Raw genomic sequence first — 25339 nt, forward strand, 5'->3', positions numbered from 1 at the left:
GCGGTTCGGAGCGAGGATGACGTCGGCCCGCGAGCGCACGTTGCTCACTCACCCGCGGGCGCGCGGTCCGGCGGCTGCCGGCGGCGATGTCGGCCGCCGTACCCCGGTGGCGACTGGCCAGCCACCCGGGCGGCCGCGCCGCGCCCGCGTTCCGCTGCCGGTTTGGACACGGCGAAGCCCCCGGGCCGCGTCCCGTCGTCGATGTCGGTCACCCCCGGTACCGTCCCCCTCGTGGCGACAACGACGACCAAGCGGGCCAAGCCCGCGTACGCGTGCACGGAGTGCGGCTGGACCACCGTGAAGTGGGTCGGCCGCTGCGGGGAGTGCCAGGCCTGGGGCACGGTGACCGACTCCGCCCCGGCTCAGGCAGGTCCCCGGACCACCGCGGTCGCACCGACGCGGTCCGCCGCCCGGCCGATCGCGGAGATCGACGTCGAGGCCGCACGTGCCACGCCGACGGGCGTCGGTGAGCTCGACAGGGTGCTGGGTGGCGGCCTCGTCCCCGGTGCGGTGGTGCTGCTCGCCGGCGAGCCCGGCGTCGGCAAGTCCACGTTGCTGCTCGCCGTGGCGAGCAATTTCGCGACGGGCGCCACCGGGACCGCGGCCCCGCGCACCGGCAGGTCATCCGCCCGGGACGGCGAGCCGCGCACGGTCCTGTACGTCACCGGCGAGGAGTCCGCCGGCCAGGTCCGGCTGCGCGCCGAACGGATCGGGGCGCTCGCCCCCAGCCTCCTGCTCGCCTCCGAGACCGATCTCGCCACGGTGCTCGGGCACGTCGAGGCGGTCGAACCGGACCTGCTCATCGTCGACAGCGTGCAGACGATCGCGTCCGCCGAGGTCGACGGCGCTCCGGGCGGGACCACCCAGGTCCGCGAGGTCGCCGCGGCCCTCATCGCCGCCGCCAAGGAGCGCGGCGTGCCCGTCGTCCTGGTCGGCCACGTGACCAAGGACGGCACCATCGCGGGCCCGCGCACGCTGGAGCACCTGGTCGACGTCGTCTGCCAGTTCGAGGGCGACCGGCACTCCCGGCTCCGCATGGTGCGGGCGGTGAAGAACCGGTACGGCCCCACGGACGAGGTCGGCTGCTTCGACCTGTCGGAGCACGGGATCGAGGGCCTGCCGGACCCGTCCGGCCTGTTCCTCTCGCACACGGGCGCCGCCGCACCCGGTAGTTGTGTCACCGTGACGCTCGAGGGGCGCCGCCCGCTCGCCATCGAGCTCCAGTCGCTCGTGGCCCCGAGCCCTCTGGCCAACCCGCGCCGCGCCACCAGCGGCGTCGACTCCAGCCGCCTCGCGATGATCCTTGCCGTGCTGCACCGGCACGCGGGGCTCCGGGTCGCCGACCAGGACGTCTACGTCTCGACGGTGGGTGGCGCGCGGGTCACCGAGCCCGCGGCGGACCTGGCTGCCGCGCTCGCCCTGGTCTCGGCCCGGACCGAGGAGCCGTTGCCACCCGCCACGATCGCCGTCGGTGAGGTCGGGCTCGCGGGTGACATCCGGCCGGTCACCGGGCTCGAACGCCGGCTCGGCGAGGTCGCGCGGCTGGGCTACCGGCGCGCCGTCGTCCCTGCAGGGACCGGTGTGACCGCACCCGAGGGGATGGAACTGCTGGAGGCGCAGCACATCCGCGAGGCGATGACCCTGGCGCAGGCCACACGCGGCAAGTAGGGTGAAAAATCAATTCACCCATATCGCCAGGAGTAGCCCACGAGCCGTTCACGTCACGGCTTTGAAACAAACGACTACCGGGCGACCACACGACGTAGGATTTCTCCGTGGCCACGACACCGACGGAAGCAGAAGAACTCCTCCGCGAGACGCTGGCCGCCGTGGCGCCCGGAACCGAGCTGCGTGACGGGCTCGAACGCATCCTGCGGGGCCGCACCGGCGCCCTCATCGTTTTCGGCCTCGACGAGTCGGTCGAGGAGATGTGCTCCGGCGGCTTCGAGCTCGACGTCGAGTTCTCGGCGACCCGTCTGCGCGAGCTGTCCAAGATGGACGGTGCGGTGGTCCTCGACCGCACCGCCGGCCGCATCCGCCGTGCGGCCGTCCAGCTCCTGCCGGATCCCACCATCGAGACCTCCGAGTCCGGCACCCGGCACCGCACCGCCCAGCGCGTCTCAAAGCAGACCGGATTCCCCGTCATCTCGGTGAGCCAGTCGATGCGGATCGTCGCCCTCTACGTGGGTGGCAAGCGGCATGTTCTCGAGGACTCGGACACGATCCTCGGCCGCGCGAACCAGGCGCTGGCCACGCTGGAGCGCTATCGCGCCCGCCTCGACGAGGTGTCCGGGACCCTGTCGGCCCTGGAGATCGAGGACCTGGTCACCGTGCGCGACGTCTGCTCGGTGGTGCAGCGCCTCGAGATGGTCGGGCGCATCTCCGACGAGATCAAGGGCTACGTCATCGAGCTCGGCGTCGACGGCCGGCTGCTCGCACTCCAGCTCGACGAACTCATCGGCGATGTCGGCTCCGACCGCGAGTTCGTCATCCGCGACTACGTGCTCGGACGCAAGGGGCGCACGCTCGACGAGGTGCAGCAGGCCCTCGCCACGCTGTCGTTCCAGCAGCTCCTGGACCTGTCGCAGATCGGGCGGGTCCTCGACATGCCGGGCGGGGGCGACGCGCTCGACGCCGCCGTCGCGCCACATGGCTACCGTCTCCTGTCCAAGGTCCCGCGGCTGCCGAACGTCACGATCGAGCGCCTCGTCGCACACTTCAGCAGCCTGCAGAAGCTGCTCGCGGCCAGCGTCGACGACCTCATGTCGGTCGACGGCGTCGGCGATCAGCGCGCTCGCGCGATCCGGGAGGGCCTCTCGCGGATGGCGGAGTCGAGCATCCTGGAACGCTACGTCTGACCCGTGAGGATCGCTCTCGCGGCCTGATCGTGCTGGGCTGCGGGTGGTCATGCGCGTGACTCGACGTCTCACGCTCGCGTGCCCGCGTGCCCGAGCGGTGGCCCAGACGCGGTCGGCACTCCGGCCCGCACCCCCGACCGGCAGCCCCGGTGTGGTCGGTACTTCGTTGAATGATCGGCACTTCGATCTGCCGATCATTCAACGAAGTACCGACCATTCAGCTCTTCCCCGCCCGGCTCGACCCCGCCCGGCCCGTCCCCGCCCGCATCGTCCCCGCCCTACTCCTCCGCGCCCGACGGCGTCGCGCTCGGCGCCGCCGATGACTCCGCCGTCGCCGACGGCTCCCCCGACGACGACGGCGACGGCGACGGCGACGGGCTCGGCTTCGGCGGCTCCGGCCTGGTGAGCTGCACCACCTGACTGCCCGCGCCCTCGACGTCTTCCACCGTCACCCGCGCGCTGTAGATCCCGGGCTCGATGGCCTTCCGCACCCGCTCGCACCCCGGCTCGGAGCGCACGTCCGACCACCGGACCTCCTGGGTGTCGACCGACCCGGAACCGAGCAGCAACATGCGCTCGCCCACGTCGTCGCAGTCCGCGGACGACCACACCCGCTCGGCGTCCCGCCCCGTCTCGCCGGCCCACACGGTCACGGGGCGGTTCGCGTCGGCGCCGTTGACGAGGCACGGCGTCGCGCCGGTGTTCTCCAGCGTCACCGTGAACACCACCGGCTGCCCTTCCGCGGCCGTGGTGCGATCCGCCGCGAGCCGGACGTCGAGGTCGTCGGCCTCGCACGTCCGAGCGCCGCCCGCCGGGTCCGCCGGTGCCGGCGGGTGCACCTTGGCGTCGCTCACGATCTGCGCGGCCTCGCGCGGCCACATCGCACGGACCACCAGGACCCCGGCCACCACCAGTACCGCGACGATCACCATGACCACCACGGCCCGACGCCGTCCGGCAGTCCCCGACTCGCTTGCCTGCACCGACTCTCCCCACGGTCCCGACCAGATGCAACGGGATCAACAGTAGGCAACTACGTCGCCGCCCTGCGGAAGCCGCGCCGCCCTCCCTGCACTCCCCGCTGGACGCTCCGCCACCAGGGACCTGGTCCGGCCCCCTCCCGCGGCCGACCCCGCCACCCCGATCTGTGGTCGGGGGTTTTCCGTGTGGTCGGTCAATCACTTGACCGACCACACGGAAAACCCCCGACCACGCAGAGACACCGACCGCCCGCCGGCTCCCCTGGCCCGACGACGCCGGCGGCGTCCTCCGCGGCCGGCGCATCATGCGCGGAGGGAGAGAATGGGTCCCCGTGACCTCCTCCCCTGCCGGCGCCGCCGGGCACGCCGTCCTGCGCGCCACCGTCACCGACTGGTTCACCCATGCCGCCCGCGACCTGCCGTGGCGTGCCCCGGACCGCACCCCGTGGGGCGTCCTGGTCAGCGAGGTGATGCTGCAGCAGACCCCGGTCGCCCGCGTCGAGCCGGCCTGGCGGTCGTGGATGGAGCGCTGGCCGGAGCCCGCCGACCTCGCCCGCGCCGACACCGCCGACGTACTGCGCGCCTGGGGCCGGCTGGGCTACCCGCGCCGCGCCCTCCGGCTGCAGGAGTGCGCCGCCGCCGTGGTCGAGCGGCACGACGGCGTGGTCCCCCGCACCGAGGACGAGCTGCGCGCCCTGCCCGGGATCGGCGAGTACACCGCCGCCGCGGTGCTCGCGTTCGCGTACGGGCGGCGCGCCGTCGTCGTCGACACCAACGTCCGCCGGGTACTGGCCCGCACGATCGGCGGAACCGCGCTGCCGGCGCCGTCGTACACGGCGGCCGAGCGTGCCCTCGCCACGGCGATCGCCCCGGCCGGCGACGCCGAGGCCGCTCGGTGGGCCGCGGCCTCCATGGAACTCGGCGCGCTCGTCTGCACCGCCCGGTCCCCGCGCTGCGACGCCTGCCCGGTCGCCGGACTCTGCGCCTGGAGGGCCGCGGGCTCACCGCCCGACGCACACGCGGGCCGCCGTCGTACCCAGGCATGGCACGGGACGGACCGGCAGTGCCGCGGCCGGATCATGGCGACGCTCCGGGACGCGGAAGGTCCGGTCGACCGGTCCCTCCTCGTCGAGGCATGGGTCCCAGGAGCCGGATCGATCGCCGACGACGCCGGTCGCGCGGCGCTCGCCTCGTTGCCCGACGACGGTCGCCCGGCGCCCGGATCACGGTCCGCGGCCGGTCACGTGACGCCCGGATCACCGTCCGACGCCGGTGGCCGGCGCGCCCACGACCGATCCGACGCGTCCACCCGCCTGGCCCAGCTGGACCGCGCCATCGCGGGCCTCATCGAGGACGGCCTGGCGGAACAGGACTCCAGGGGCCGCCTCCGCCTGCCGAGATGACCCGGCCCCCACACCGAAGCTACGACGTCCGCAGTGGTTGCCACGGCGCGATGCGGTCCGCGCCCCGCACCGCTTCCTCCGCCGTCTCGTCGTCCGGGGCGCGCAGCGCCTCCAGCTCGGAGTCGATCCGGCTCCGCCAGGCATCGATCTCGCGCTGCGTCACGGCGTCGTCCCAGCCCAGGATGGGCCCCACGATGCCCGCGACCTCGGCGGCGGCCTCGACGCCGCGGTCCGAGACCTCGTAGATCAGTCGGGTGCGGTGCGCGAGCACGTCCTCCAGGTGCAGCGCGCCCTCGTGCGTCACGGCGTGGTGCACCTCGGCTCGCAGGTAGGCGGGCGCGTGCTCGAGCGGCAGCGCCAGGCTGCGGTCCGCCTCGCACAGTTCCACGAGGTCGGTCAGGTTGGAGCCGTAACGGTGCAGCAGGTGGTCGACCATCGGCGGGTTCCAGCCGAACCGCTTGGCCCAGGCCCGGGCCTGCCGCTGGACCGCCCGGAGCCCGACCGCGCCGGTGAGCGGGATCTGGTGGGTGATGCTGGGCAGCGCCGCCGCCCGCTGTCCGATGGCGAAGTCGACGGCGTCCTTCGCCATGACCCGGTAGGTGGTGAGCTTGCCGCCCGCGATCACGGTGAGCCCCGCGGTGGGCGAGGCGACCGTGTGCTCGCGCGACACCTTGGCGCTCGACGTGCCCTCCTTGGTGCCGGGCTGCAGCAGCGGCCGCAGGCCCGCGTAGGTGCCGATGATGTCGTCGCGCGTGAGCGGATGCGCGAGGACCGAGTTGGCGTGCTCCAGCACATAGTCGACGTCGGCGCTGGTGGCGACCGGGTTCACGGGGTCGAGGCGCCAGGGCGTGTCCGTGGTCCCGATGATCCAGTAGCGCGACCAGGGGATGACGAACAGCACCGACTTCTCGGTCTGCAGGATCAGCCCGACGTGTCCCCGGATCCGGTCGCGCGGCACCACCAGGTGGATCCCCTTCGACGCGAGCACGCGCAGGCCACCCGCCGGGCTGTCCGGCTGGCCGGCGAGATCCTGCGTCTCCTCCGTCCACACGCCGGTCGCGTTGATCACCGCGCGGGCACGGACCGTGATCTCCCGGCCGGTCTCCAGGTCGACGACGACGGCGCCGTTCACCGCGCCCGTGCTGCCCTGCGTCAGCCCGACCACCTGGGTGCGGCTCGCGACGTGCGCGCCGTACGAGGCCGCGGTCCGCACCAGTGTGGTCACGAGACGCGCGTCGTCGACCGAGGCGTCCCAGTACTGCACGGCGCCGACCGCGGCGTCGTGCGCGAGATCCGGGAACTTCACCTCCATCTGCGCCCGGGTCAGGTGACGGTGGAACGGCATCGGCCTGCGGCCGGGCGTGAGCGTCGCGAGGATGTCGTACAGCGCGATACCGGTCCCGACGTACGCGCGCTCCCAGACACGGTGCTCCAGCGGGTAGAGGAACGGCACGGGCCGGACCAGGTGCGGCGCGAGCTCACGAAGCAGCAGGTCCCGCTCGGTGAGGGCCTCGTGCACGAGCTCGAAGTCGAGCATCTGCAGGTAGCGCAGCCCGCCGTGGACCAGCTTGCTGCTGCGGCTCGACGTGCCCTGCGCCCAGTCCTGCGCCTCGACGAGCGCGGTCGACAGCCCGCGGGTCACGGCGTCGAGCGCGACACCGGCGCCGGTCACGCCGCCGCCGATGACCAGCACGTCGAGCTCGGTGGCGATGTCGGTGCTCGCCTCGAGGGTGGCCAGGGCCTGGGCTCGGGACTCTGGGGTCAGCCGCGTGGATGCCATATCGACAACCCACCACGGGACGTGGACGGACGCAAGAGCGGCACGCGTACTGTGGGCGGCGTGACCGTGAACATCAGGCCCGCCAGGCCTGCCGACGTGCGGGCCATCCGGGCCCTCGTGGAGCCGTACGCCCAGAAGCGGATCCTGCTGGCCAAGGAGTGGGTGGGGTACTACGAGGCGGTCCAGGAGTTCCTGGTCGCGGAGGTCATGGTGGACGACGGCGGTCGCGGCGCGGCCGGTCCCGAAGGTGCCGTCACGTCCGTGCCCGGCTCTGCCACGCCCGCCGTCGTCGGCCCCAAGCGCACCGGTGCATCCCCGGCGGCAGACACCGTCGACCCCGAACACACCGGTGCGTCCGCGGTAGCCGGCGTCGTCGGCTGCGGGGCGCTGCACGTCATGTGGGAGGACCTGGCCGAGATCCGCACGCTGGCCGTCGATCCCGGCTCGCGCGGGCGGCGTGTGGGGCACCAGCTCGTGGAGGGTCTGCTCGACCGTGCGCGCGATCTCGGCCTGCGCCGGGTCTTCTGCCTGACGTTCGAGGTGGAGTTCTTCCGCAAGCACGGCTTCGAGGAGATCGACAGCACGCCGGTGAGCCCCGACGTCTACACGGAGCTGCTGCGCTCGCACGACGACGGCGTCGCCGAGTTCCTCGACCTGGCCCGCGTCAAGCCGAACACCCTGGGCAACTCCCGCATGCTCCTGGAGCTGTGACCGACAGCTGCCCCTCGACCACGAGGTCGGAGTCGCAGCCACGAGGCGGACGCCGGGCCCTCTCGGGTGATGCGCCAGAACCTCGTGCTGATGACGCCGATCTCGTGGTCGACGAGGCGGCGGCGCCGCACTCTAGTCTTGGGGCGTGTCTCTCAGCTACACACTGCCCGGCGTCCATGTCACCGATCGGCGCGTCGACGTGCCGCTCGACTGGTCGGATCCCGACGACGGGCGCTCGCTCACCGTCTTCGTCCGCGAGCTCGTCGACCCGACCAAGCAGCAGGACGACCTCCCCCTGCTCGTCTTCCTGCAGGGCGGCCCCGGCGGCAAGGGACCACGCCCGACGGGCCCGGACGGCTGGGTCGGCTCGGCGCTGGAACGCTTCCGCGTAGTGCTGCTCGACCAGCGCGGGACCGGCCGTTCGACGGCGGTCCGCGGCGCGGCCCTGAACGCCCTCGGTGACGCGGGGGCCCAGGCCGAGTACCTCACGCACTTCCGTGCGGACAGCATCGTCCGGGACGCCGAGTACATCCGCGACGCGATCTACGAGGGCAAGCGCTGGACGACGCTCGGCCAGTCGTACGGCGGCTTCATCACGATGACCTACCTGTCGCTGGCCCCCGAGGGCGTGAACGCGAGCCTGGTGACGGGCGGCCTGCCCAGCCTGACGGCGTCGGCCCGCGAGGTGTACGGGCGCACGCAGCCGCGCGTCGCCGGAAAGAACGCGCGGTTCCGCAGGCGGTACCCGCACGCCGCGGAGCTGCTCGGGCGGGTCGCCGACCGGCTCGGCGCCGGGGACGTCACGCTCCCCGACGGCGCCCCGCTCAGCGTCCGCCGCCTGCAGAGCCTGGGCATGGACTTCGGCATGGGCCCGGGTTTCGAGCGCGTCCACTGGATCCTCGACGAGGCGCTCGACGATCTCGACGACGGCGGTCGTGGCGGGGCGGGCATGAAGGCGGTGGACCGCCGTGCGGACGCGGGCGGCGCCGCGGCGGACAGGCCGGACGCCCCCGGAGGCGGACGCGGCGCCCGAACGGCCGCGCCAGACGCCGATCTCACCGACACGTTCCTGGCGTCCGTCGCCGCCGCGACCGACTTCGTCGACCGCCCGCTGTACGCGGTGCTGCACGAGTCGATCTATGCGCAGTCCCACACCGGCCCGACGGCGTGGGCGGCGCAGTCGGTGCGCGACGCGGACCAGGCGTTCGCGGAAGACGCGCGCCCGCTGCTGCTGACGGGCGAGATGATCTACCCCTGGATGTTCGAGGAGATCGCGGCGCTCCGGCCGTTCGCCGCCGCGGCCGACGCCCTGGCCTCGTGGGAGGGCTGGGGAGACCTGTACGACCTGGACCGGCTCGCCTCGAACGAGATCCCGGTCGAGGCCGCCGTCTACCACGACGACATGTTCGTGGACGCGGGGTTCTCGCTGGCCACGGCCGACCACGTCGGCAACACGGAGGCCTGGGTGACGAACGAGTTCGAGCACGACGGCCTCCGCGTCGGCAACACGTTCGCGACCCTTTTGGACCGCCTGGACGCCCGCGGCGGCCCGCGCGGCTGACCGCCCCTGCCGCGCGCCGCCCGCCACTCGCTTCGCCACGCGCCGCCCGCCCGAGCCTCCACCAGAGTGCTGGTGTGAGGTGCCTCACACCGATATGGTGCCAATGGCGTGATTTGTTCCTGACCCGACGGCGGGTCGATCCCGCTCATGGGCGGCTTCATGCTGGTGAGTGATGCCTGATCTACTCCTCGGTGACCCGCTGAAGCGTCGCCCGCGCTTCGTCGCCCGTGAGCGCTGCGGACCACATCTCGGAGAAGGCGCGCATGTAGGCATCCGCCTCGGGGCCTGAGTACCGGTGCTCACGGGAGAGGGTCTCGACGACGACGAGGTCGTCGAGCATCGTGAACCCGTGCAGGGGCATCACGTTCAACGGCACGCCGAGCGGGAGCACGGCGAGGCGGACGTTCGGCCGGTCGAGTTCGGTGAGGCGGTTGAGTTGCTCGCGCATGACGTCGGTCGACGCCAGGCCGGGGTGGAGAGCAGGTTCGTGCAGTAGGAAATGGAACCGGCGTCGGGAGTCGTCGAGGTACGCCTGCCGTCGCATCCTCATGTCGACCGCCTCGGCGACGTCGTCGGTGGGGGTGCCTGCCTGCCAGGCCGCGGCGGTGAGGACGGCTGCCGCGTACGCGGGGGTCTGGAGCATGCCCGGGATGATTGCGGTGGTGAAGACCCGTACGCGTCTCGTTCGTGCCATCAGCGTGTTGTAGCCAGCCTGTACGGAGGCCTGGCCGCGGCGGAAGCGTGAGCGCCAGGCGTGCTGGTCCTCGCGGGCCTGGTCGAGCATGCCGAGCAGCAGCGTGCGGTCGCGCTCGGTGCCGCCCGTCGCAGCGACCCACGCATCGACGTCGGCGGGTGAGATGTTCTGCCGAGCGAGTTCCAGGCGACTGACGCGCGGCTGCTTCCAGCCGAGCGCCTGGGCGAGCTGGCCGCCGGTGAGGCCGGCCTGCTCGCGCAGGGCCCGCAGGTAGCGGCCGAGCGCGAGCAGGTGGTCACTGCCGTCGTGCGGTGATGTCATCGTCAGGACGCGGCGCGCAGGGCGAGCTGCCACCACTCCTTCGCCTTGGCGATCTCCGCCTCGTCGTCGACGAGGTAGAGAGTGGCGACACCCGGCTCTGCGTACACCATGCGCAGCAGCACCGCGTCGTCGAGCAGCCACCAGTCGTCGGGTCCCGCCGCGTCGAGCCCTGCGGCAGCAGCCCTCTCCGGCGTGGTGTAGCGCATGACTTCGCCTGCCTCTTCGTTCCAGCGGCCGAGCCATCGCACCCACCGCTGGTAGTCGGTGGGCGGGTCCTGATGGACTCTCACGCGCTCGATCCGGTTCCCGGCCGCGGTGCGGTCGGCGACGCGCCGGAAGTACTCGGCGAACTCGGGAACTGTGGTCGGGTCCTGCGGGTCTCCCGCGAGGAACGCGTTGATGCTCTCCTCCTCGTAGGCCATGGCGTAGGACGGTTGCCGCTCCAGGCGCAGGGCCGTGTGCGCCTTGGCGATGCGATCCCGGAACTCGTCCCAGTCGATAGACCGCACTCAGAGACCCCTGAGCCGGTCGAGCACGTTTGCCGGGACGAAGACACCGTCCTCGTCGTCGGCGAGCTGGCGGAGCTGAGCGCGGGTTTCGTCGTCCAGCTTGACGCCCTGGACGACGTAGCCGCCGGGGGCCTCGTAGAGCGCGGGGCAGCCTTCGAGGCCGCTCTTCTCGTCCTTCCACATGAAACGCAGGTCCACGGTTTTCCTCCATGGTCGGTGTGTTTCTGGCCTGGTCAGGCTATCGGTGCGCATCACCATCTCGCCATAACCTCTACTTATGTTTTCATCTCCGCATGTAAACCTATGTCGGAGAATGCCGACGGATGGAACGCTCGTGGACATGGCCATCGCATCGCCAGGCACGCGTCCCCCGATCCGCCACATAAGCGAGACCCGCTGCTACGCCCCGGACTGCCCCGGCATCGCCGAGCTCGGCGAGGCCTACTGCTGGGAGCACGTCGGCGTCGACGACTGGGTCGAGCGCCTGCGCCGGGGGCAGCGATGAGCGCAGAAGCCGAGGAGATCACGACGGTACTGATCACGTCCGGCCGGTTCGCCGGCCAGGTCGGCCGCTTGCTCGCGAAGGGCCGGGAGCGGGTCGGCGTCGACCTGGGCATCGCGATCGACGGCGGCAACGGCATCGTGTCCGTTCCGGTCTCTGCAGTGCGGGAGGTCGAGTGGTGAGCGCGGCGCGCGGGCCGCAGGACTGGCCGCCAACGCCGCGTGTGCGGATCGTGGGCGGGTCGCCGCAGCTCGTCGGCGCCGTCGGGACCGTCGTCGAGGTGGGGCTGCCCGGGCGGTGGCCGATCCGCGTGCAGGTCGAGGGCAGGTGCGGGTTCGGGCAGGTGGTCCGGGCGGCCGACGAGCTCGAGCCCGAAGACGAGGCGACGCCGTAGCCGGCTACGGATCGCCGATCGGCTCCCCTCCCCCCGGGTGACGGCGACGAGTTCGCGTGTCATCTGTTCGACGTCGGCGAGCCGCCGGGCCTGGGTGAGGCCGTCGATCTCGGGGACGTGAACCATCCACCACCCGTCCTCGCGGGTGACGGTGGCCTGATAGGTGCTGGTCACTCTGTGCCCTCCTTGCTGTTCACGCCACCAGCAAGCTCGGCATCGACGCCACCAGGTAGGTGTTTGCCGCGACGACCTGGCCCGGCGCCAGGTCCGGCTCGCCCGCCGGGACGCACAGCGTCACCTCGAAGCCACCGGTGCGGATCTGCGCGGCCGTGAACGCCTGGCCGGTGCGCTCCACCGCGTGCCGCGTCACGTCGAGCACCGTCCCGTTCACCCGGGCCACGGCGTCGACCTGCATGGTGAACGCGCCGTCGGGGCTGAACGACTCCGGCTCGAAGCGCATCGGCTCGCCGTCCTCGTCCGCGGCGTCCTCGCCCGCGAAGGTCATGCGGCTGGAGTCGGACGCCAGGAACGCCTCCGGCCCGTCGAACACCTCCACCGAGCGTCCGAGCCCCACGATGCAGGCGTCCCCCGCCGGCACGTCCTCGGCGTCGCCCAGCAACTGAAGCTCCTCGAGCTCGCAGGCGACGCCCGCGAGGATGTCGTCGTCGGCGTCCACGATCTCGGCGATGGCGAGGCCGCCGTCGGCCGCGCGCACGTCCGCGAGCCGCGCGCCGAGCGGCCCCGCGTACGACGTCGTCACCGCCCGCACCAGGTCGCTCTCGGTGGTGATGATGAGCCGCGCACCCGTCGCGTCGGTCCAGACGTGCAGGCCTACGTTATTCTCCTCGGCGATCGTCTTCGCCTCGGGGAGAACCCCGTGCACGAGGTCCCGGAACGCGCTCCGGGTCTTCACGTCCAGTCCGACACACGCAAGGTTGGTAGCCACGGGCGCCAAGCTACCTGCCCGCGCTGTGTGCCCTTCCAGGGAACCCTGAGTTTTCAAACGCTCCCGCCCATGACGACGGCCCCCGGCCCGGACCACGGGCGCCAAACTACGCGCCATGGCACTCAACCTTTCCGGACGCGAATCCGTGAACCGGGTATGACAGCGATCGCGCAGGGGCGCAGCAGCCCCGCTGACCCACCACGACCTGGACCGACGGCGGAGGCCGTGCGAGTGGTCGTCTCCCCGCCGTCAGGCTCGCGCGTCCGTGACGCTGTAGCCGACAGCCCCACGAGCCGCGAGGCCGAGTTCACCGCATTCATGGCCGAGTCGTCGGCGGCGCTCGCCCGCACGGCCTGGTTCCTGTGCGGTGACGAGCATCAGGCCGAAGAGCTCGTGCAGCAGGCGTTCGTGCGGGTGTGGGCCCACTGGGGCAAGGTCCGTCAGGGCGAGCCGCTGGCCTATGCCCGGAAAGTGCTGTCGAACTTGCGGATCGACTCCTGGCGCAAGCACCGGAGGGAGATGCTCTCGGATCCGGACTCGTTGCCGGAGGGCGCGGCGCCGTCGTCGGCCGACGTGCATGCCGAACGCGACCGGCTGGTCCGGGCACTGGCCCTGCTGAGCCGCAAGCAACGACGCATCGTGGTGCTCCGGCACCTCGAGGGACTGAGCGAGAAGGAGACGGCCGCCGCGCTCGGCGTGTCCGTCGGAACCGTGAAGTCGCAGTCCTCACGCGGGCTCGTGAAGCTGCGGAGGCTGCTGAACGACCACGACCGGAACGAGTCCGGCCACAACACACCTGGCCAGGACGAACCCCGGCAGAACGAGCGCGGAGGGAGCGCACGATGAGCACCAACGATCAGCGTCCGGCGCCGCACGGCGGCCGGCCGGACCCGCACGAGACGAACGACCTGCGGTCCTACGCGGAGCGCGTCGCACCGGAGATCACCGTGGACACCTCCGGCGTCTTCCGCGCTGCCCGACGGCGGAGGGCCGGCCAGGCGGCTGCGTTCACCCTGGTCACGGCGCTGGCTTTGGGTGGCGGCGGCTGGGCGGTCGCGGCGCAGCCGTGGAACACCGCCGACCGGACCGTGCTCCCGGGGACGCCGACGACGTCGGCCGAGCCGAGCACGGAGGCGGAACCGGAACTGTCGGAGGAAGCACAGGAGTACCTGGACGCGGGGTACTGGCGATCGGTGTACGCGACCAAGTCGTGGCAGGATTCCGAGCCGCCCCAAACGATTCGCGGCGAGGTATGGAGCATTCGCGATTCGTTCGGCTTCGTCATTCGTAACATTGAGAAGACTGAGGAAGAGGCCGAAGGGGGCGGAGGACCGTTCGTCCCCGAGGTGTTCGGCCTGAGGTTCGGGTTCGGTGGGCCCCTCCGATGGGAAGACTTCTATGCCCTCCCGACCGAACCCGCGGCACTCGAAGCGTGCCTCTTCACCGGTTACGAGCTGGAGAAGGCTGCGCTGGAAGAGCACGCCGAACCCGGTGAGGCCGTCGGGGAGCCTCCGGAGAGCATGGCATCTGTGCAGAGAGGAGAGTCGGGCGAGTTCGGGGACATCATCTATGTCGACCTGCCCGAGGAGTGCCGGGGTGGTGAGGCCGCAGTGGCGGACGAGTATCGAGGCAACCCGTCCGCTGTTTCCTTTGTTCGTGGGCAGGTGATGAGCATGCTGGACTCGATGGCTACGGCCGAACTGCGAGATGCGGCCTGGGAAGTCCTGACCGGCCTTCCTGGAACGAAGATCGAGGGCGAGCGAGAGGACTCGATGGGCCGGACGGGGACGGTTGTCAGCTTCGAGGTCGACGAAACCGTGATCGCCGATCGCTCTTTGCCCACCGAGACGTACCTGTACGACACGACGTCTCATGCATTGCTGGAGATTGCGGGCACCTCCGATGACTTAGGAGATGGGATCGTCTGGAATTGGATCCGTACGGTCCTCCCGGAGTCGGGTTCGTACGACGAGATGTCGCCCGATATCCAGGCGCTCTACGACGCGCACCTCACCGAGAAGGTCAATGCCTGGAACGACGACCGGGAAGGGCACGTCGAGTACCAGAAGCGGCTGGACAACATCGAAGCCTGGGGCCTTGAGGACAAGGAGATGACCGAGGACGAGCTCGAGGCCGCCATCAAGGCCGACATGGCCGGCAAGGACGGTGGCGTTGGACCGGGTGAGTTGCGAGGCGCCTCGCTCGAGGACCTGCTGCAGGACGACGACATCGTGTCGAACTTCGAGCTGGAGATTCACCGTGAGGCGAAAGAAGGGGTTCCCCCGGGAATGATCTGGAAGGCGGAGTCACCAAACGGCGTGCCTTCGGCTTTCTTGGCCTTTCCCGAGGGCGGCACCATCCACCTCTGGGTCACCCCGGAGCCCTGACTCCCCGTCCACCGGCCCCTGTGATCGGTCCGTTCGTGAGTGATCGGCCGTTCAATCTGCCGATCACTCGCGGAAGGACCGATCATCGTCCCGCGCGGGCGGCGTCACCGCGGCTCTCCGGCGCCCTCAGTCCGGCGCGTGCCGGTCCAGGAACGCGTACACCTCGGCGTCGTCCACTCCGGGGAACGCGCCGCGCGGCAGCGCCGCCAGGACCTGCTGGTGCATCCGCGCCGACGGCCACGCCGCGTCGGACCAGCGCTCGGCCAGCTCGGGCGCCGGGCGCGCGCAGCACGCCGGGTCGGGGCACGTGGACGACTTCCGTACCCGCGTGTCCCGGCCGCGGAACCACTTCGCGTGCGCGTACGGCACGCCCACCTCGATGGAGAACGCCCCCGTGTCGCCCGACCCGGTCTGCGTGGAGCACCAGTACGTCCCGGTGGGCGTGTCGGTGTACTGGTAGTACTCGGTCGCCACGTCGCGCCGGTCGAACGCCTCGCGCGCGGCCCAGCGGCGACAGATGAGCTGCCCCTCGATCGCGCCCGTCGGGTCCTGCGGGAACCGCAGGCCGTCGTTCTCGTAGCCGCGGAACAGCGCGCCGTCGTCCCCCACGCGCAGGAAGTGCAGCGGGATGCCGAGCTTCACCGTAGCCAGGTTGGTCAGGCGCATCGCCGCCGCCTCATGGGTGACGCCGAACGCATCCCGGAAGTCCTCGACCGCCAGGTCCCTCTCGCGCTTGCGTTCGTCCAGGAACGGCACCGCGGCGAACTGCGGCACCAGGCAGGCCGCCGCGAAGTAGGTGATCTCGACGCGCTGCCGCAGGAACTCCGCGTAGGAGCGCGGCCGCTCGTGCTCCAGCACCCGGTGCGCGATCGCCTGCAACGCCAGCGACCGCAGCCCGTGACCGCCCGGGACCGATGCCGGCGGCAGGTAGATCCGGCCGTTGCGCAGGTCGGTCACGCTGCGGGCCGACCGCGGCAGGTCGTTCACGTGCAGGATCGTGAAGCCGAGGCGCTCGGCCAGGACGGCGACGGTGCGGTGCGTGAGCGCCCCGCCCGTGTACCCGGCATCCCGCACCAGATCCTCCGCGAGCTGCTCGAACTGCGGGTAGTAGTTGTCCCGCGCCTGACGCTCCAGCCGCAGCTCCGTGTTGGCGCGCCGCGCCTCCTCTGGCGTGGCGATCGCCTCCTCGGCCCGCCGCGCAAGCTCGTCGTGCAGCCCGACGAGCTGCTCCAGCACCGGCGTCGCCAGCTTCTGCGACGGCTTGACCGCCGGCAGCCCGAGCACCGCGAAGAGCGGCCCGCGCTGGGCACGGTCCAGCGCGATCTCCAGGGCTGCCCGGCGCGACGGCGGCTCGGGGTCGAGCAGGTCGTTCAGGGTCAGGCCGAGCGCGGCAGCGATCGAGCGCAGCAACGACAGCTTGGGCTCTCGTCTGCCGTTCTCGATCAGGCTGAGCAGGCTCGGCGCGGCGTCCACCTGCTCGCCGAGCCGGTCCAGCGTGAGCCCGGCGGTGGTCCGGGCGTGCCGGACGCGCCGTCCGAGCGTGATGAGGTCGGGCTCGTCGCCGGCCGTCCCGCCCATGATGTTCGTGTCCGACGACGGTCGCTGGGGGGTCACGTCTTCGCCTGTCCTTCGCTCGGGGAACGGAGTGTGCGCCAGATCACTCGCACAAGAACTCTCCACTTCAGCATACGTAAAGATCGGCCGATCTTCACAGCCCGTGTCATGGAAAAACGGCCCCGTCCCGAGCGAGAGTGGAAACCCAGCCACTTGTTGCAGATGGGAGCCAGCATGTCGTTCCTCGCCAATCCCCGACGGACCCGCCTGGTCGCCGAGCTCGTCTCGGAGACCTCCGAAGCCGGCGCGTCGTTCGGCGCCGGCGCCTCTCCCCAGGCAACACTTCCCGAGGACCCGGCCGGGACCGCCGTCGGGCACCAGCTCGACGTCCGCACCTGGGTGAACGACGTCGCCGAGCTGACCCAGCCCGACGAGATCGTCTGGTGCGACGGGTCCGCCGAGGAGAAGCAGCGACTCATCGACCAGATGGTCGAGGCGGGCACCCTGACCAAGCTGAACGAGGAGAAGCGCCCCGGCTCCTACCTCGCCCGCTCGAACCCGGCGGACGTGGCCCGCGTCGAGTCGCGCACGTTCATCTGCTCCCGGAGCGAGGAGGACGCCGGCCCCACCAACAACTGGGTCGCTCCCGACGCGATGCGCTCGGAGCTGAACGGCGTCTTCGCCGGATCCATGAGGGGCCGCACCATGTACGTGGTGCCGTTCTCGATGGGACCCGTCGGCGGACCGATCTCCCAGGTGGGGATCGAGATCACGGACTCGCCGTACGTCGTCGTGTCCATGCACGTCATGACGCGTGTGTCGGCGCGGATCGTCGACCTGATCGACGGCGGGCAGCAGTGGGTCCCGGCCGTGCACTCGGTCGGCGCGCCGCTGGCCGACGGCCAGGCCGACGTCCCCTGGCCCTGCAACGACACGAAGTACATCGTGCACTTCCCGGAGACCCGGGAGATCTGGTCCTACGGGTCGGGCTACGGCGGCAACGCCCTGCTCGGCAAGAAGTGCTTCGCGCTGCGGATCGCCTCGGCGATGGCGCGCGACGAGGGCTGGCTCGCCGAGCACATGCTGCTGATCCGCGCGACGTCGCCCGCGGGAAAGCAGTTCCACCTGGCCGCCGCGTTCCCGAGTGCCTGCGGCAAGACGAACCTCGCGATGCTCCAGCCCACCATCCCCGGCTGGAAGGTCGAGACGCTCGGCGACGACATCGTGTGGATGCGCCCCGGCCCGGACGGCTCGCTGCGCGCGATCAACCCGGAGGCGGGCTTCTTCGGCGTCGCTCCCGGCACGGGTGAGGGCACGAACCCGGTGGCGGTCCGGACGTTCGACCACGACACCATCTTCACCAACGTCGCCCTGACCGACGACGGCGACGTGTGGTGGGAAGGGCTCACGGACACCGCGCCCGACCACCTCATCGACTGGCAGGGCCGCGACTGGACGCCGGACTCGGGCGAGCCGGCGGCGCACCCGAACTCGCGGTTCACGGTCTCGGCGGCGCAGTGCCCCACCATCGCCGACACCTGGGAGGACCCGGCCGGCGTGCCGGTGGACGCGATCATCTTCGGCGGCCGCCGCGCGACGAACGTGCCGCTCGTGACCCAGTCCCTCGGCTGGGAGCACGGCGTGTTCCTGGGCGCCACGATCTCCTCGGAGCGCACCGCGGCCGCGGAGGGCACCGTCGGTGAGCTGCGGCGCGACCCGTTCGCGATGATGCCGTTCTGCGGCTACAACATGGCCGACCACTGGGCGCACTGGCTGTCCGTGGGCGACGCCGTCGACACCACGAAGCGTCCGCTGATCTTCCAGGTCAACTGGTTCCGCAAGGGCGCCGACGGCTCGTTCCTCTGGCCGGGCTTCGGCGAGAACTCGCGCGTCATCGAGTGGATCACCGGCCAGGTCGAGGCGGCCCGCGGCGAGGGCGAGGACAGGTCGGTGGCGTCCGCCGTCGGCCGGGTTCCCGCCGACGGTTCCCTGAACGTCGAGGGCCTCGACCTGCCCGCCGAGGACCTCGAGGCGCTGTTCGACGTGCCGGCCGGGCCGTGGCTCACGGAGACGGACCTGACCAAGGAGTTCTTCGCCAAGTTCGGCGACCACGTGCCGACGGCGCTGTACAAGCAGCTCGCCAACCTCCGCGACCGCCTGGACGGCTGACCGGAGCACCACAGACCCCCGGCCGGGAGATTGAGGCAGACCGGCCGGGTCACCCCCGTCACGGGGCGTCGAGGCGGTAGGTCCCACAAGGACCTGCCGCCTCGATATGTTTCGCCGTCTGGGAGAATCGCCGCGTGCACGACGCCGAACTGCCCGCCACCCCGCTTGCCCATCTCATGTACTTCGAGCCCCGGATCCCGGGGAACACGGGGTCGGCGATCCGGCTCGCGGCGGTCACGGGGGCTCGGCTGCACCTGGTGGAGCCGCTCGGCTTCGACCTGTCCGAGGCGAAGCTGAAGCGGGCCGGCCTCGACTACCACGACCTGGCCGCGATGGAGGTGCACGCGTCCTTCGGCGCCGCGCTCGACGCTCTGCCCGGATCCCGCGTCTTCGCTTTCACGACCCGCGCTACGACCCGCTACACCGACGTCGAGTACCGCCCCGACGACGTCCTCCTGTTCGGCCCCGAGCCGACCGGCCTGCCCGACGACGTCCTCGCGCACCCCCGCGTCACCGATCAGGTCATGATCCCGATGCTGCCGGGCAGGCGATCCCTGAACCTGACGAACGCGGCGTCGATCGCCGTCTACGAGGCCTGGCGGCAGCGCGACTTCGCCTGACCGCTCAGCGACGCCGCCCCGCACGCCGGGCAACTGCCCGCTCGAGGGCTCCGGTTGTCCGCGAGCAGTTGTGCGTCCTCACGTAGGCTGCGGCCATGCTTGTTGCGCACACCGCCCCCCGGCCCTCGGAGACGAGCCGATGAGCGCCGGTCTCCTCGGACTGCTGGACGACGTCGCCGCCCTGGCCCGCCTCGCGGCCGCATCCATCGACGACGTCGGCGCCGCCGCCGGCAAGGCGACCGCCAAGGCCGCGGGCGTCGTCATCGACGACACCGCCGTGACCCCGCAGTACGTGCACGGCGTCGCCGCCAAGCGCGAGCTCCCGATCGTCAAGAAGATCGCCGTCGGCTCGATCCGCAACAAGCTGCTGATCATCCTGCCGATCGCACTGATGCTCTCGGTGTGGGCCCCCTGGGCGCTCACGCCGATCCTCATGCTCGGCGGCACCTACCTCGCGTTCGAGGGCACGGAGAAGATCCTCGGCTGGTTCGGCAAGCACGAGGACCATGCGGTGCCGGCCGCGGTCAAGGGTGAGGACTCCGAGAAGACGGTGGTCTCGGGCGCCATCCGCACCGACCTGATCCTCTCGGCCGAGATCATGGTGATCGCCCTCAACGAGGTCGCGGACTCGACCTTCTGGTTCCGGCTCGGGGCCCTCGTCGTGGTGGCGATCGTCATCACGATCGTCGTCTACGGCGTGGTCGCGCTCATCGTGAAGATGGACGACGTCGGGCTCCTCCTGACGCAGCGGGAGTCCTCCGTCAGCCAGAAGGTCGGCCGCGCACTGGTGGACGGCATGCCGAAGCTGCTCGGCGCCATCTCCGTGATCGGCACGGTAGCGATGCTCTGGGTCGGCGGGCACATCCTGCTGGTGGGTCTCGACGAGCTCGGCTGGCACGCCCTCTACGGCTGGGTGCACGGCATCGAGGAGGCCATCCACCACGCCGTTCCGGCCGTGGGCGCGGTCCTCGCGTGGCTCTTCAACACGCTCTGCTCAGCCATCCTGGGCCTGGTGGTGGGCGGCATCGTCGTCGGCATCATGCACCTCCTGCCGCGCCGCAAGAAGGCAGAGGCGGCGCACTCGCGGACGACGCACCCGGCGACAACCGAGTCGGCGTAGGCGCGGACAGACGCGGTCGGCCCGTCGTCGCGAAGTCGGCTCCCCGAGCGACCGGCCACGCGACAAGCGACCGACCTGTGCCGACGACGAACCGACCGCAGTCATCCACGGGCGACTTCAGGCGAGGAGCCAGGCAGCCGCCGCGCGGAGGAAGGCGCGATGCGGCTCGGAACCGTAGGAGCGGACGTCGTGGCCCAGGCCGGAGTAGACGGTGCGGCCGCCATGGGCTTCGTTCGCCCAGGCGACGGAGTGCACGCGAGCGCCGTCGCCGCTGTCGGCGGCGGTATCGGCCGCACCGCCGGCGAAGCCCGGAGCCTCGGGTCCCCGGGTGGTGGCGAGAACCCGTGCCGTGTCCGCGACGGTCATGTGACAGTAGCGCTCGTCGAACGCCTCGATCCGGTCGGTGAGGCCCTCCGCGACAGGGTGCCCGGGGACGACGTCGAACACCGCGTCACCGATCGGCGGATGCATCGAGACGCCCGGGATCCAGCGCCCGCCGAGGATCTCCTCGAAGCCCGGCGCGTCGGCGAACGTGTTGGCTGCCTGGTGCAGCGCGAGGATCGCCCCACCGGAGCGCGCCCAGCCCGAGAGTCGCTCGTGGAAGGCCACCCAGTCACCGTCGGCGCCGTCGAACTCCGGGTCGGTCCGCCCGCTACCGGAGTTCAGCACCAGGAGCCCGACGTCGTCCAGGTCGTCCAGCGCGTCCCGCCAGGTCGAGCGGACCTGGACGACGACGTCGTCGCGCCCCACACCACCCGGTTCACCGAGGATCCGCGCTACCTCGTGCGAGGTGGCGGCATGGTCGTGCCACGGGTCCTCGTACCGCCCACGACCGGCCAGGACAAGAATGCGCGTCGTCACGAGGCCGATCCTCCCACGGCGATCCGTGACGCCGGCCCCCTGTCACGCCGACGAGACCGCCAGGAGCGGGCAGGTACTCGTCGTGCAGGCCGACGGCGGCGCGGCTCACCGCAGCGGGTCGAACGCCCTGATCTCCTCCGGGGTCCTGCCCGTCATGATCAGCGCGGCCAGCGCTCTGCCGCTCGCCGGGCCCAGCACCATGCCCCACATCCCGTGGCCGCCCGACACGTACACGCCTGGCGCGGCCGTCGCCCCGACCAGGGGCAGACCGTCCGGGGTCACGGGACGGGAGCCCACCCAGACGTCCTGCCGGTCGTCCAGGTCCACGCCCCGGAGCAGGCCGCGCACCGAGTTCGCAATCGCCTCGACCCGGCGCCGCCGCAGCGGTTCGTCGGGGCCGCGGAACTCCATGGTGCCCGCGACGCGCAGCCGGCCCTGGTACGGGGTGCACGCCACACGCCGGGCCGGGAAGTAGATCGGCTGGTCGATCGGCTCGCCCTCGACCGGAACCGTGAACGAGTACCCGCGACCCGCCTGCACGCGGGTCCGCACGCCGAACCGCCGGGCCAGCCGCGGCAGCCAGGCCCCGGTCGCGATCACGACGACGTCCGCGGCCATCTCGTCGTGATCGGCGACGGTCACGCGCGCCCCGCCACGCTTGCCGGGCAACGCCGGCCGCACGGCGGTCACCGGCGCGTCCGCGACGATCTTCGCGCCGCGCGCGATCACCGCGCCCGCGAGCGCCTGGACGAACGGCCCCGGCTCGATGTACCGCTGTCCGCCCAGCTCCCAGACGGAGGTGACGGCCGGGGAGAGGTGCGGACCGCCGTCGGACACCTGCCGCAACGGGATGTCCTGGCCGGCGGCGGCCACGCGGTCGAGTTCGTGGGCGAAGGGGCGGACCTGCTTCTCGTCCTCGAAGCCGACCACCCAGCGCGCCGGGTGGGTGTCGGCGTGGACGCCCTCGGCGACGAGCTCGTCGTAGGCGTCGAGGGCGACCTGGTCGATCGGCGTGAGCGCGTCCATCGCGCGCCGCCAGGCGCCCGGTGTGGCATGGCGCATGAACCGGGCGAGGAACGCCCACAGGCCGGTGTCCCAGCGGAGCGGGACGGACAGCGGGGCGTCGGGGTCGAGCAGGGCGCGCGGGCCGTACGTCCAGAGCGAGGGGTCGGCGAACGGCATGGCCATGCCGGGGGTGAGCCAGCCGGCGTTGCCCCAGGAGGACCCGGCGGCGACGCCGGTGCGGTCCACGACGGTCACGTCCACGCCGCGTTCCTGCAGGTGCCAGGCGGTGGCGAGGCCGACCATCCCGGCGCCGACGATGATCGCGGACTCGGGTGGACGCCGGACGGGCAGGGCGCCGGGCCCGGGGGCGGCGGGGTGTGCGGGCACGGGATTCTCCTAGGACGGTACGACGGCGTGCGGATGCCCTCTCCGTCGAGCACATCTGACGGGTCCATGCTCCACCCGGCGGTGGAGGGCTGCGCGACAGACCGTGATAAGGAGTCGGGATATCTCGTGAACGTTCGGCGGCTGTCGGCGGGTTCCCGTGCAGGTCGGCGCCTCGCGAGCTCCCGTGCGAGTCAGCGGAACGCGCCACGGACCGCGGCCCGCAGCACGTGCCCTACGCCGACCGACCCCTCGTCGAACATCATCGACGTCACCGTCGCCATGGCCGGCTGGTCCCTGCCCACCGAGCCGATGGTGAACCGCGCCCATCTGCTCGACCGCATCAGGCGCTGCCCCAGCCCGCACGTGCGATGGTGGTGGGCGAACCGCCGCGTGAATGCGCGCTCGAACCCCCGCAGCGTGCGCAGCGCGCCCGGGCTCCGCAGGGCGGTGTCGCCACCGGCCGCCCGCGCCGCCGCGAGGTGCTCCGCGAGTTGCACCCCCGCGGCCATCGCGTAGAAGATGCCCTCGCCGGAGAGGGTGTTGATGGTTGCGGCGGCGTCGCCGATCAGCACGGCGGGGTACGGCCTGGCCGTCATCGCCTGGCGGGCACCCGCGTGCGGCAGCTGATGCGTGGCCAGGCCGCCGACGTCGGACACGGCGAATCCCCGCCGCCGCAGGTCGGCGACGTAGACGTCGAACAGCTCACCCAGCTTCCGGTCTCGCGCGGCCAGGAGGTCCACGGGTATGCCGATCCCGACGTTGGCCCGGTCGTCGGGCAGCGGGAAGACCCAGCCGTACGCCGGCAGCAGCTCGTCGATGAAGTCGAAGCGCAACGTGTCGTGCAGCGCGAGATCGGGGTGTTTCACCGTGGCGTACGCGCGCGTGGCGATGATCGTGTGCTTCTTCGCCGGCCGGTCGATGCCGAGCGCGCGCCGCACCGCGGAGTACGCCCCGTCGGCGCCGACCACGAGGTCATACGGCTCGGCGGTCGTCCCGCCGCGGTGCTCGAGGTGGACGACGGCAGTCGTGGTGCCGCCCTGCGCGAACGTGCCCGCGGCGGTCGCGCCGTCGTCGGCAGCCGCGCCGTGAGGGACGGCGTTCGCCGCGTCGCGGCCGCCATTGTGACTCGCCCCGTCGCGACCGCCGCCGCCGTGCCGTACCGCGCCGTGACCGCCGTCGTGCACCTCGATGCCCTTGAACGAGACGCCCTCGCGGAGCCTCGCCCCGGCGGCGACGGCCTCGTTCTTGAGGGCCTCGTCCAGGTCGAGCCGGGGTATGACGTAGCCGCGGAAGTCGCCGTGGGCGATCGTGGAGTCCTCGATGGCAGCGGTCGCACCGTCCGGGCCGGTGATCGCGACGCCGGTCGGGGTGTGGAAGTGCGCGAAGACATCGCTGAGCCCCAGGTCCTCCAGGATCCGCCGGGCGCCTGGTCCCATGCCGTCGCCACACGTCTTGTTGCGCGGGAAGGTGGCTTTGTCGATGAGGGTGACCTCGGCGTCGGGCAACTCGCGGCGCAGCGCGATCGCGGTGACCGAGCCGGCAGGTCCGGCGCCGACGACGAGGATGCGGGGCGGACGGGACTGGTCGGCGGTGTCGCTGCTCATCGCTCTCGACCTTAACCGGCCCCTGATGAAGGCGAAACTGCCGCGCGGTGCCCGAGATCCGCGGCACTCCGACACGCGCGGCGGCGGTCGGTGCGCGCCCTGACCGCCGCCGTCATCATGGGCTTGACCCTCACACAATGTCAGGCAGGAGAACTGGACCATGTTGTCCATCGGAGCCTTCGCGCAGATCGGCCAGGTGACCCACCGCATGCTGCGGCACTGGGACCAGGCCGGGCTGCTCGTGCCCGCACACATCGACGAGTTCAACGGGTACCGGTCGTACGACCCGTCCCAGCTCGCCCGCCTGCACCGGATCGTGGCACTGCGCCAGCTCGGGTTCGGTCTCGACGACATCTCGGCGATGCTCGCCGAAGGTATCGAGACCGACCGGATCGCCGCGCTGCTCCGGCGACGCCAGGGGGAGCTGGACCGGGAGCACGCACTGGCCACCGCCCGGCTCCTCGACGTGGAACGGCGGCTCCGCTTCATCGAGGAGGAGAAGACCATGTCCAGTATCGAGATCGTCACCAAGGAGCTGCCGGCGGTGCGGCTCGCGGCGCGCACCATGACCGTGTCGGAGCAGGCGGAGATCGGCGGCGTCGTGGGGCCGGCCTTCGCCGAGATCGGCGAGATCCTGACCGGCGAGCACGGGCCGGGGAGGCTCGAGACGCCGATCGCCATGTACGAGATGGTCGAGGACGGGATGCGGGCCGTCGTCGGCTACGCGTACGTCGGCGAGCCGCTCGACGGGTTCGAGATCGTCGAGGTGCCCGCCGTACCGGACGCCGCCTGCACCGTGCACCTCGGGCCGATGCAGGGCATCGGCACGACCTGGCAGGCGCTGCACACCGAGATGGCGGCGCGCGGCTGGGCGCCGTCGGCCCCCGGCCGTGAGCTGTACGTGCGCGCGGAACGCGAGGACCAGTCGGACTGGGTCACGGAGATCCAGCAGCCGGTGACACGGGCGTAGGCG

At 71.7% G+C, this 25339-nt stretch carries 24 protein-coding genes; 14 read left to right on the forward strand and 10 right to left on the reverse strand.

What is annotated here, in order from left to right; translation table 11 throughout:
• The first annotated feature begins 201 nt into the window (after nucleotides 1–201).
• Nucleotides 202–1668: a DNA repair protein RadA gene (gene radA / locus ACYVK5_RS12145; RefSeq protein WP_460705300.1), complete on the forward strand. Its 1467-nt coding sequence runs from the start codon at nucleotides 202–204 to the stop codon at nucleotides 1666–1668.
• A gap of 107 nt (nucleotides 1669–1775) precedes the next feature.
• The gene (gene disA, locus ACYVK5_RS12150; protein WP_460705231.1) at nucleotides 1776–2858 is read left to right on the forward strand and encodes a DNA integrity scanning diadenylate cyclase DisA; all 1083 of its coding nucleotides are present in this window, start codon (nucleotides 1776–1778) and stop codon (nucleotides 2856–2858) included.
• 278 nt (nucleotides 2859–3136) lie between these two features.
• Here disA and ACYVK5_RS12155 read toward each other — a convergent pair whose 3' ends face one another.
• Nucleotides 3137–3841: a hypothetical protein gene (locus tag ACYVK5_RS12155; RefSeq protein ID WP_460705233.1), complete on the reverse strand. Its 705-nt coding sequence runs from the start codon at nucleotides 3839–3841 to the stop codon at nucleotides 3137–3139.
• A gap of 302 nt (nucleotides 3842–4143) precedes the next feature.
• Here ACYVK5_RS12155 and ACYVK5_RS12160 point away from each other — a divergent pair, with 302 nt between their 5' ends.
• Nucleotides 4144–5241, forward strand: coding sequence for an HhH-GPD family protein (locus tag ACYVK5_RS12160; RefSeq protein WP_460705235.1), 1098 nt, complete (start codon nucleotides 4144–4146; stop codon nucleotides 5239–5241).
• A gap of 19 nt (nucleotides 5242–5260) precedes the next feature.
• Here ACYVK5_RS12160 and ACYVK5_RS12165 read toward each other — a convergent pair whose 3' ends face one another.
• Nucleotides 5261–7021, reverse strand: coding sequence for a glycerol-3-phosphate dehydrogenase/oxidase (locus ACYVK5_RS12165; protein ID WP_460705237.1), 1761 nt, complete (start codon nucleotides 7019–7021; stop codon nucleotides 5261–5263).
• Between the two features lie 66 nt (nucleotides 7022–7087).
• Here ACYVK5_RS12165 and ACYVK5_RS12170 point away from each other — a divergent pair, with 66 nt between their 5' ends.
• Together ACYVK5_RS12170 and ACYVK5_RS12175 are read left to right on the forward strand one after the other, a co-directional pair.
• Nucleotides 7088–7732 (forward strand): amino-acid N-acetyltransferase, encoded by a 645-nt coding sequence (locus tag ACYVK5_RS12170; RefSeq protein ID WP_460705302.1) that lies wholly within the window; start codon nucleotides 7088–7090, stop codon nucleotides 7730–7732.
• A 145-nt stretch (nucleotides 7733–7877) separates the two neighbouring features.
• Entirely contained in the window at nucleotides 7878–9293 is a 1416-nt protein-coding gene (locus tag ACYVK5_RS12175; protein WP_460705239.1) for an alpha/beta fold hydrolase, read from the forward strand.
• A gap of 181 nt (nucleotides 9294–9474) precedes the next feature.
• Here the strand turns inward: ACYVK5_RS12175 and ACYVK5_RS12180 are convergent, their stop codons facing one another.
• Genes ACYVK5_RS12180 through ACYVK5_RS12190 form a run of 3 tightly spaced genes read right to left on the reverse strand, consistent with a single transcriptional unit; the run spans nucleotide 9475 to nucleotide 11015 of the window.
• Nucleotides 9475–10341 (reverse strand): helix-turn-helix domain-containing protein, encoded by an 867-nt coding sequence (locus tag ACYVK5_RS12180; RefSeq protein ID WP_460705241.1) that lies wholly within the window; start codon nucleotides 10339–10341, stop codon nucleotides 9475–9477.
• Nucleotides 10311–10817 carry a DUF6879 family protein gene (locus ACYVK5_RS12185; protein WP_460705242.1) on the reverse strand — a complete coding sequence of 169 codons (507 nt, stop codon included), beginning with the start codon at nucleotides 10815–10817 and terminating at the stop codon, nucleotides 10311–10313. Before ACYVK5_RS12185 ends, ACYVK5_RS12180 begins: the two co-directional genes overlap by 31 nt.
• Entirely contained in the window at nucleotides 10818–11015 is a 198-nt protein-coding gene (locus ACYVK5_RS12190) for a hypothetical protein (RefSeq protein ID WP_460705244.1), read from the reverse strand.
• A gap of 142 nt (nucleotides 11016–11157) precedes the next feature.
• On the opposite strand from ACYVK5_RS12190, the gene ACYVK5_RS12195 reads away from it, so the two are divergent.
• From ACYVK5_RS12195 to ACYVK5_RS12205, 3 genes are read left to right on the forward strand one after another with little or no spacing between them, the layout of a single operon-like run.
• Nucleotides 11158–11322: a hypothetical protein gene (locus ACYVK5_RS12195; RefSeq protein ID WP_460705246.1), complete on the forward strand. Its 165-nt coding sequence runs from the start codon at nucleotides 11158–11160 to the stop codon at nucleotides 11320–11322.
• Nucleotides 11319–11501: a hypothetical protein gene (locus ACYVK5_RS12200; protein WP_460705248.1), complete on the forward strand. Its 183-nt coding sequence runs from the start codon at nucleotides 11319–11321 to the stop codon at nucleotides 11499–11501. Before ACYVK5_RS12195 ends, ACYVK5_RS12200 begins: the two co-directional genes overlap by 4 nt.
• Nucleotides 11498–11713, forward strand: a complete 216-nt coding sequence (locus ACYVK5_RS12205; protein ID WP_460705250.1) for a hypothetical protein — start codon at nucleotides 11498–11500, stop codon at nucleotides 11711–11713. Before ACYVK5_RS12200 ends, ACYVK5_RS12205 begins: the two co-directional genes overlap by 4 nt.
• A gap of 193 nt (nucleotides 11714–11906) precedes the next feature.
• Here the strand turns inward: ACYVK5_RS12205 and ACYVK5_RS12210 are convergent, their stop codons facing one another.
• A complete protein-coding gene (locus ACYVK5_RS12210) occupies nucleotides 11907–12659 on the reverse strand; it encodes a hypothetical protein (RefSeq protein WP_460705252.1) in 753 nt (250 codons plus the stop codon).
• A 225-nt stretch (nucleotides 12660–12884) separates the two neighbouring features.
• On the opposite strand from ACYVK5_RS12210, the gene ACYVK5_RS12215 reads away from it, so the two are divergent.
• Both ACYVK5_RS12215 and ACYVK5_RS12220 read left to right on the forward strand, forming a co-directional pair.
• Nucleotides 12885–13505, forward strand: a complete 621-nt coding sequence (locus ACYVK5_RS12215; protein ID WP_460705254.1) for a SigE family RNA polymerase sigma factor — start codon at nucleotides 12885–12887, stop codon at nucleotides 13503–13505.
• Between the two features lie 101 nt (nucleotides 13506–13606).
• Nucleotides 13607–15046 carry a hypothetical protein gene (locus tag ACYVK5_RS12220; RefSeq protein ID WP_460705256.1) on the forward strand — a complete coding sequence of 480 codons (1440 nt, stop codon included), beginning with the start codon at nucleotides 13607–13609 and terminating at the stop codon, nucleotides 15044–15046.
• Between the two features lie 126 nt (nucleotides 15047–15172).
• Here the strand turns inward: ACYVK5_RS12220 and ACYVK5_RS12225 are convergent, their stop codons facing one another.
• Nucleotides 15173–16624: a helix-turn-helix domain-containing protein gene (locus ACYVK5_RS12225; RefSeq protein WP_460705304.1), complete on the reverse strand. Its 1452-nt coding sequence runs from the start codon at nucleotides 16622–16624 to the stop codon at nucleotides 15173–15175.
• A gap of 210 nt (nucleotides 16625–16834) precedes the next feature.
• Here ACYVK5_RS12225 and ACYVK5_RS12230 point away from each other — a divergent pair, with 210 nt between their 5' ends.
• From ACYVK5_RS12230 to ACYVK5_RS12240, 3 genes are all read left to right on the forward strand, one after another.
• Entirely contained in the window at nucleotides 16835–18769 is a 1935-nt protein-coding gene (locus ACYVK5_RS12230) for a phosphoenolpyruvate carboxykinase (GTP) (RefSeq protein ID WP_460705258.1), read from the forward strand.
• Between the two features lie 176 nt (nucleotides 18770–18945).
• Nucleotides 18946–19389, forward strand: a complete 444-nt coding sequence (locus ACYVK5_RS12235; protein ID WP_460705306.1) for a tRNA (cytidine(34)-2'-O)-methyltransferase — start codon at nucleotides 18946–18948, stop codon at nucleotides 19387–19389.
• 139 nt (nucleotides 19390–19528) lie between these two features.
• Nucleotides 19529–20509 (forward strand): DUF808 domain-containing protein, encoded by a 981-nt coding sequence (locus tag ACYVK5_RS12240; RefSeq protein ID WP_460705264.1) that lies wholly within the window; start codon nucleotides 19529–19531, stop codon nucleotides 20507–20509.
• Between the two features lie 117 nt (nucleotides 20510–20626).
• Here ACYVK5_RS12240 and ACYVK5_RS12245 read toward each other — a convergent pair whose 3' ends face one another.
• The 3 genes from ACYVK5_RS12245 to ACYVK5_RS12255 form a co-directional block, all read right to left on the reverse strand.
• Nucleotides 20627–21370: a ThuA domain-containing protein gene (locus tag ACYVK5_RS12245; protein WP_460705266.1), complete on the reverse strand. Its 744-nt coding sequence runs from the start codon at nucleotides 21368–21370 to the stop codon at nucleotides 20627–20629.
• A 105-nt stretch (nucleotides 21371–21475) separates the two neighbouring features.
• Nucleotides 21476–22762: an NAD(P)/FAD-dependent oxidoreductase gene (locus ACYVK5_RS12250; RefSeq protein WP_460705267.1), complete on the reverse strand. Its 1287-nt coding sequence runs from the start codon at nucleotides 22760–22762 to the stop codon at nucleotides 21476–21478.
• A gap of 191 nt (nucleotides 22763–22953) precedes the next feature.
• A complete protein-coding gene (locus ACYVK5_RS12255) occupies nucleotides 22954–24366 on the reverse strand; it encodes an NAD(P)/FAD-dependent oxidoreductase (RefSeq protein ID WP_460705269.1) in 1413 nt (470 codons plus the stop codon).
• Between the two features lie 160 nt (nucleotides 24367–24526).
• Between ACYVK5_RS12255 and ACYVK5_RS12260 the strand changes: the two genes are divergently transcribed.
• Nucleotides 24527–25336 (forward strand): MerR family transcriptional regulator, encoded by an 810-nt coding sequence (locus ACYVK5_RS12260; protein WP_460705271.1) that lies wholly within the window; start codon nucleotides 24527–24529, stop codon nucleotides 25334–25336.
• Nucleotides 25337–25339: the final 3 nt, after the last annotated feature.

It is taken from the genome of Myceligenerans halotolerans (genome assembly GCF_054782975.1).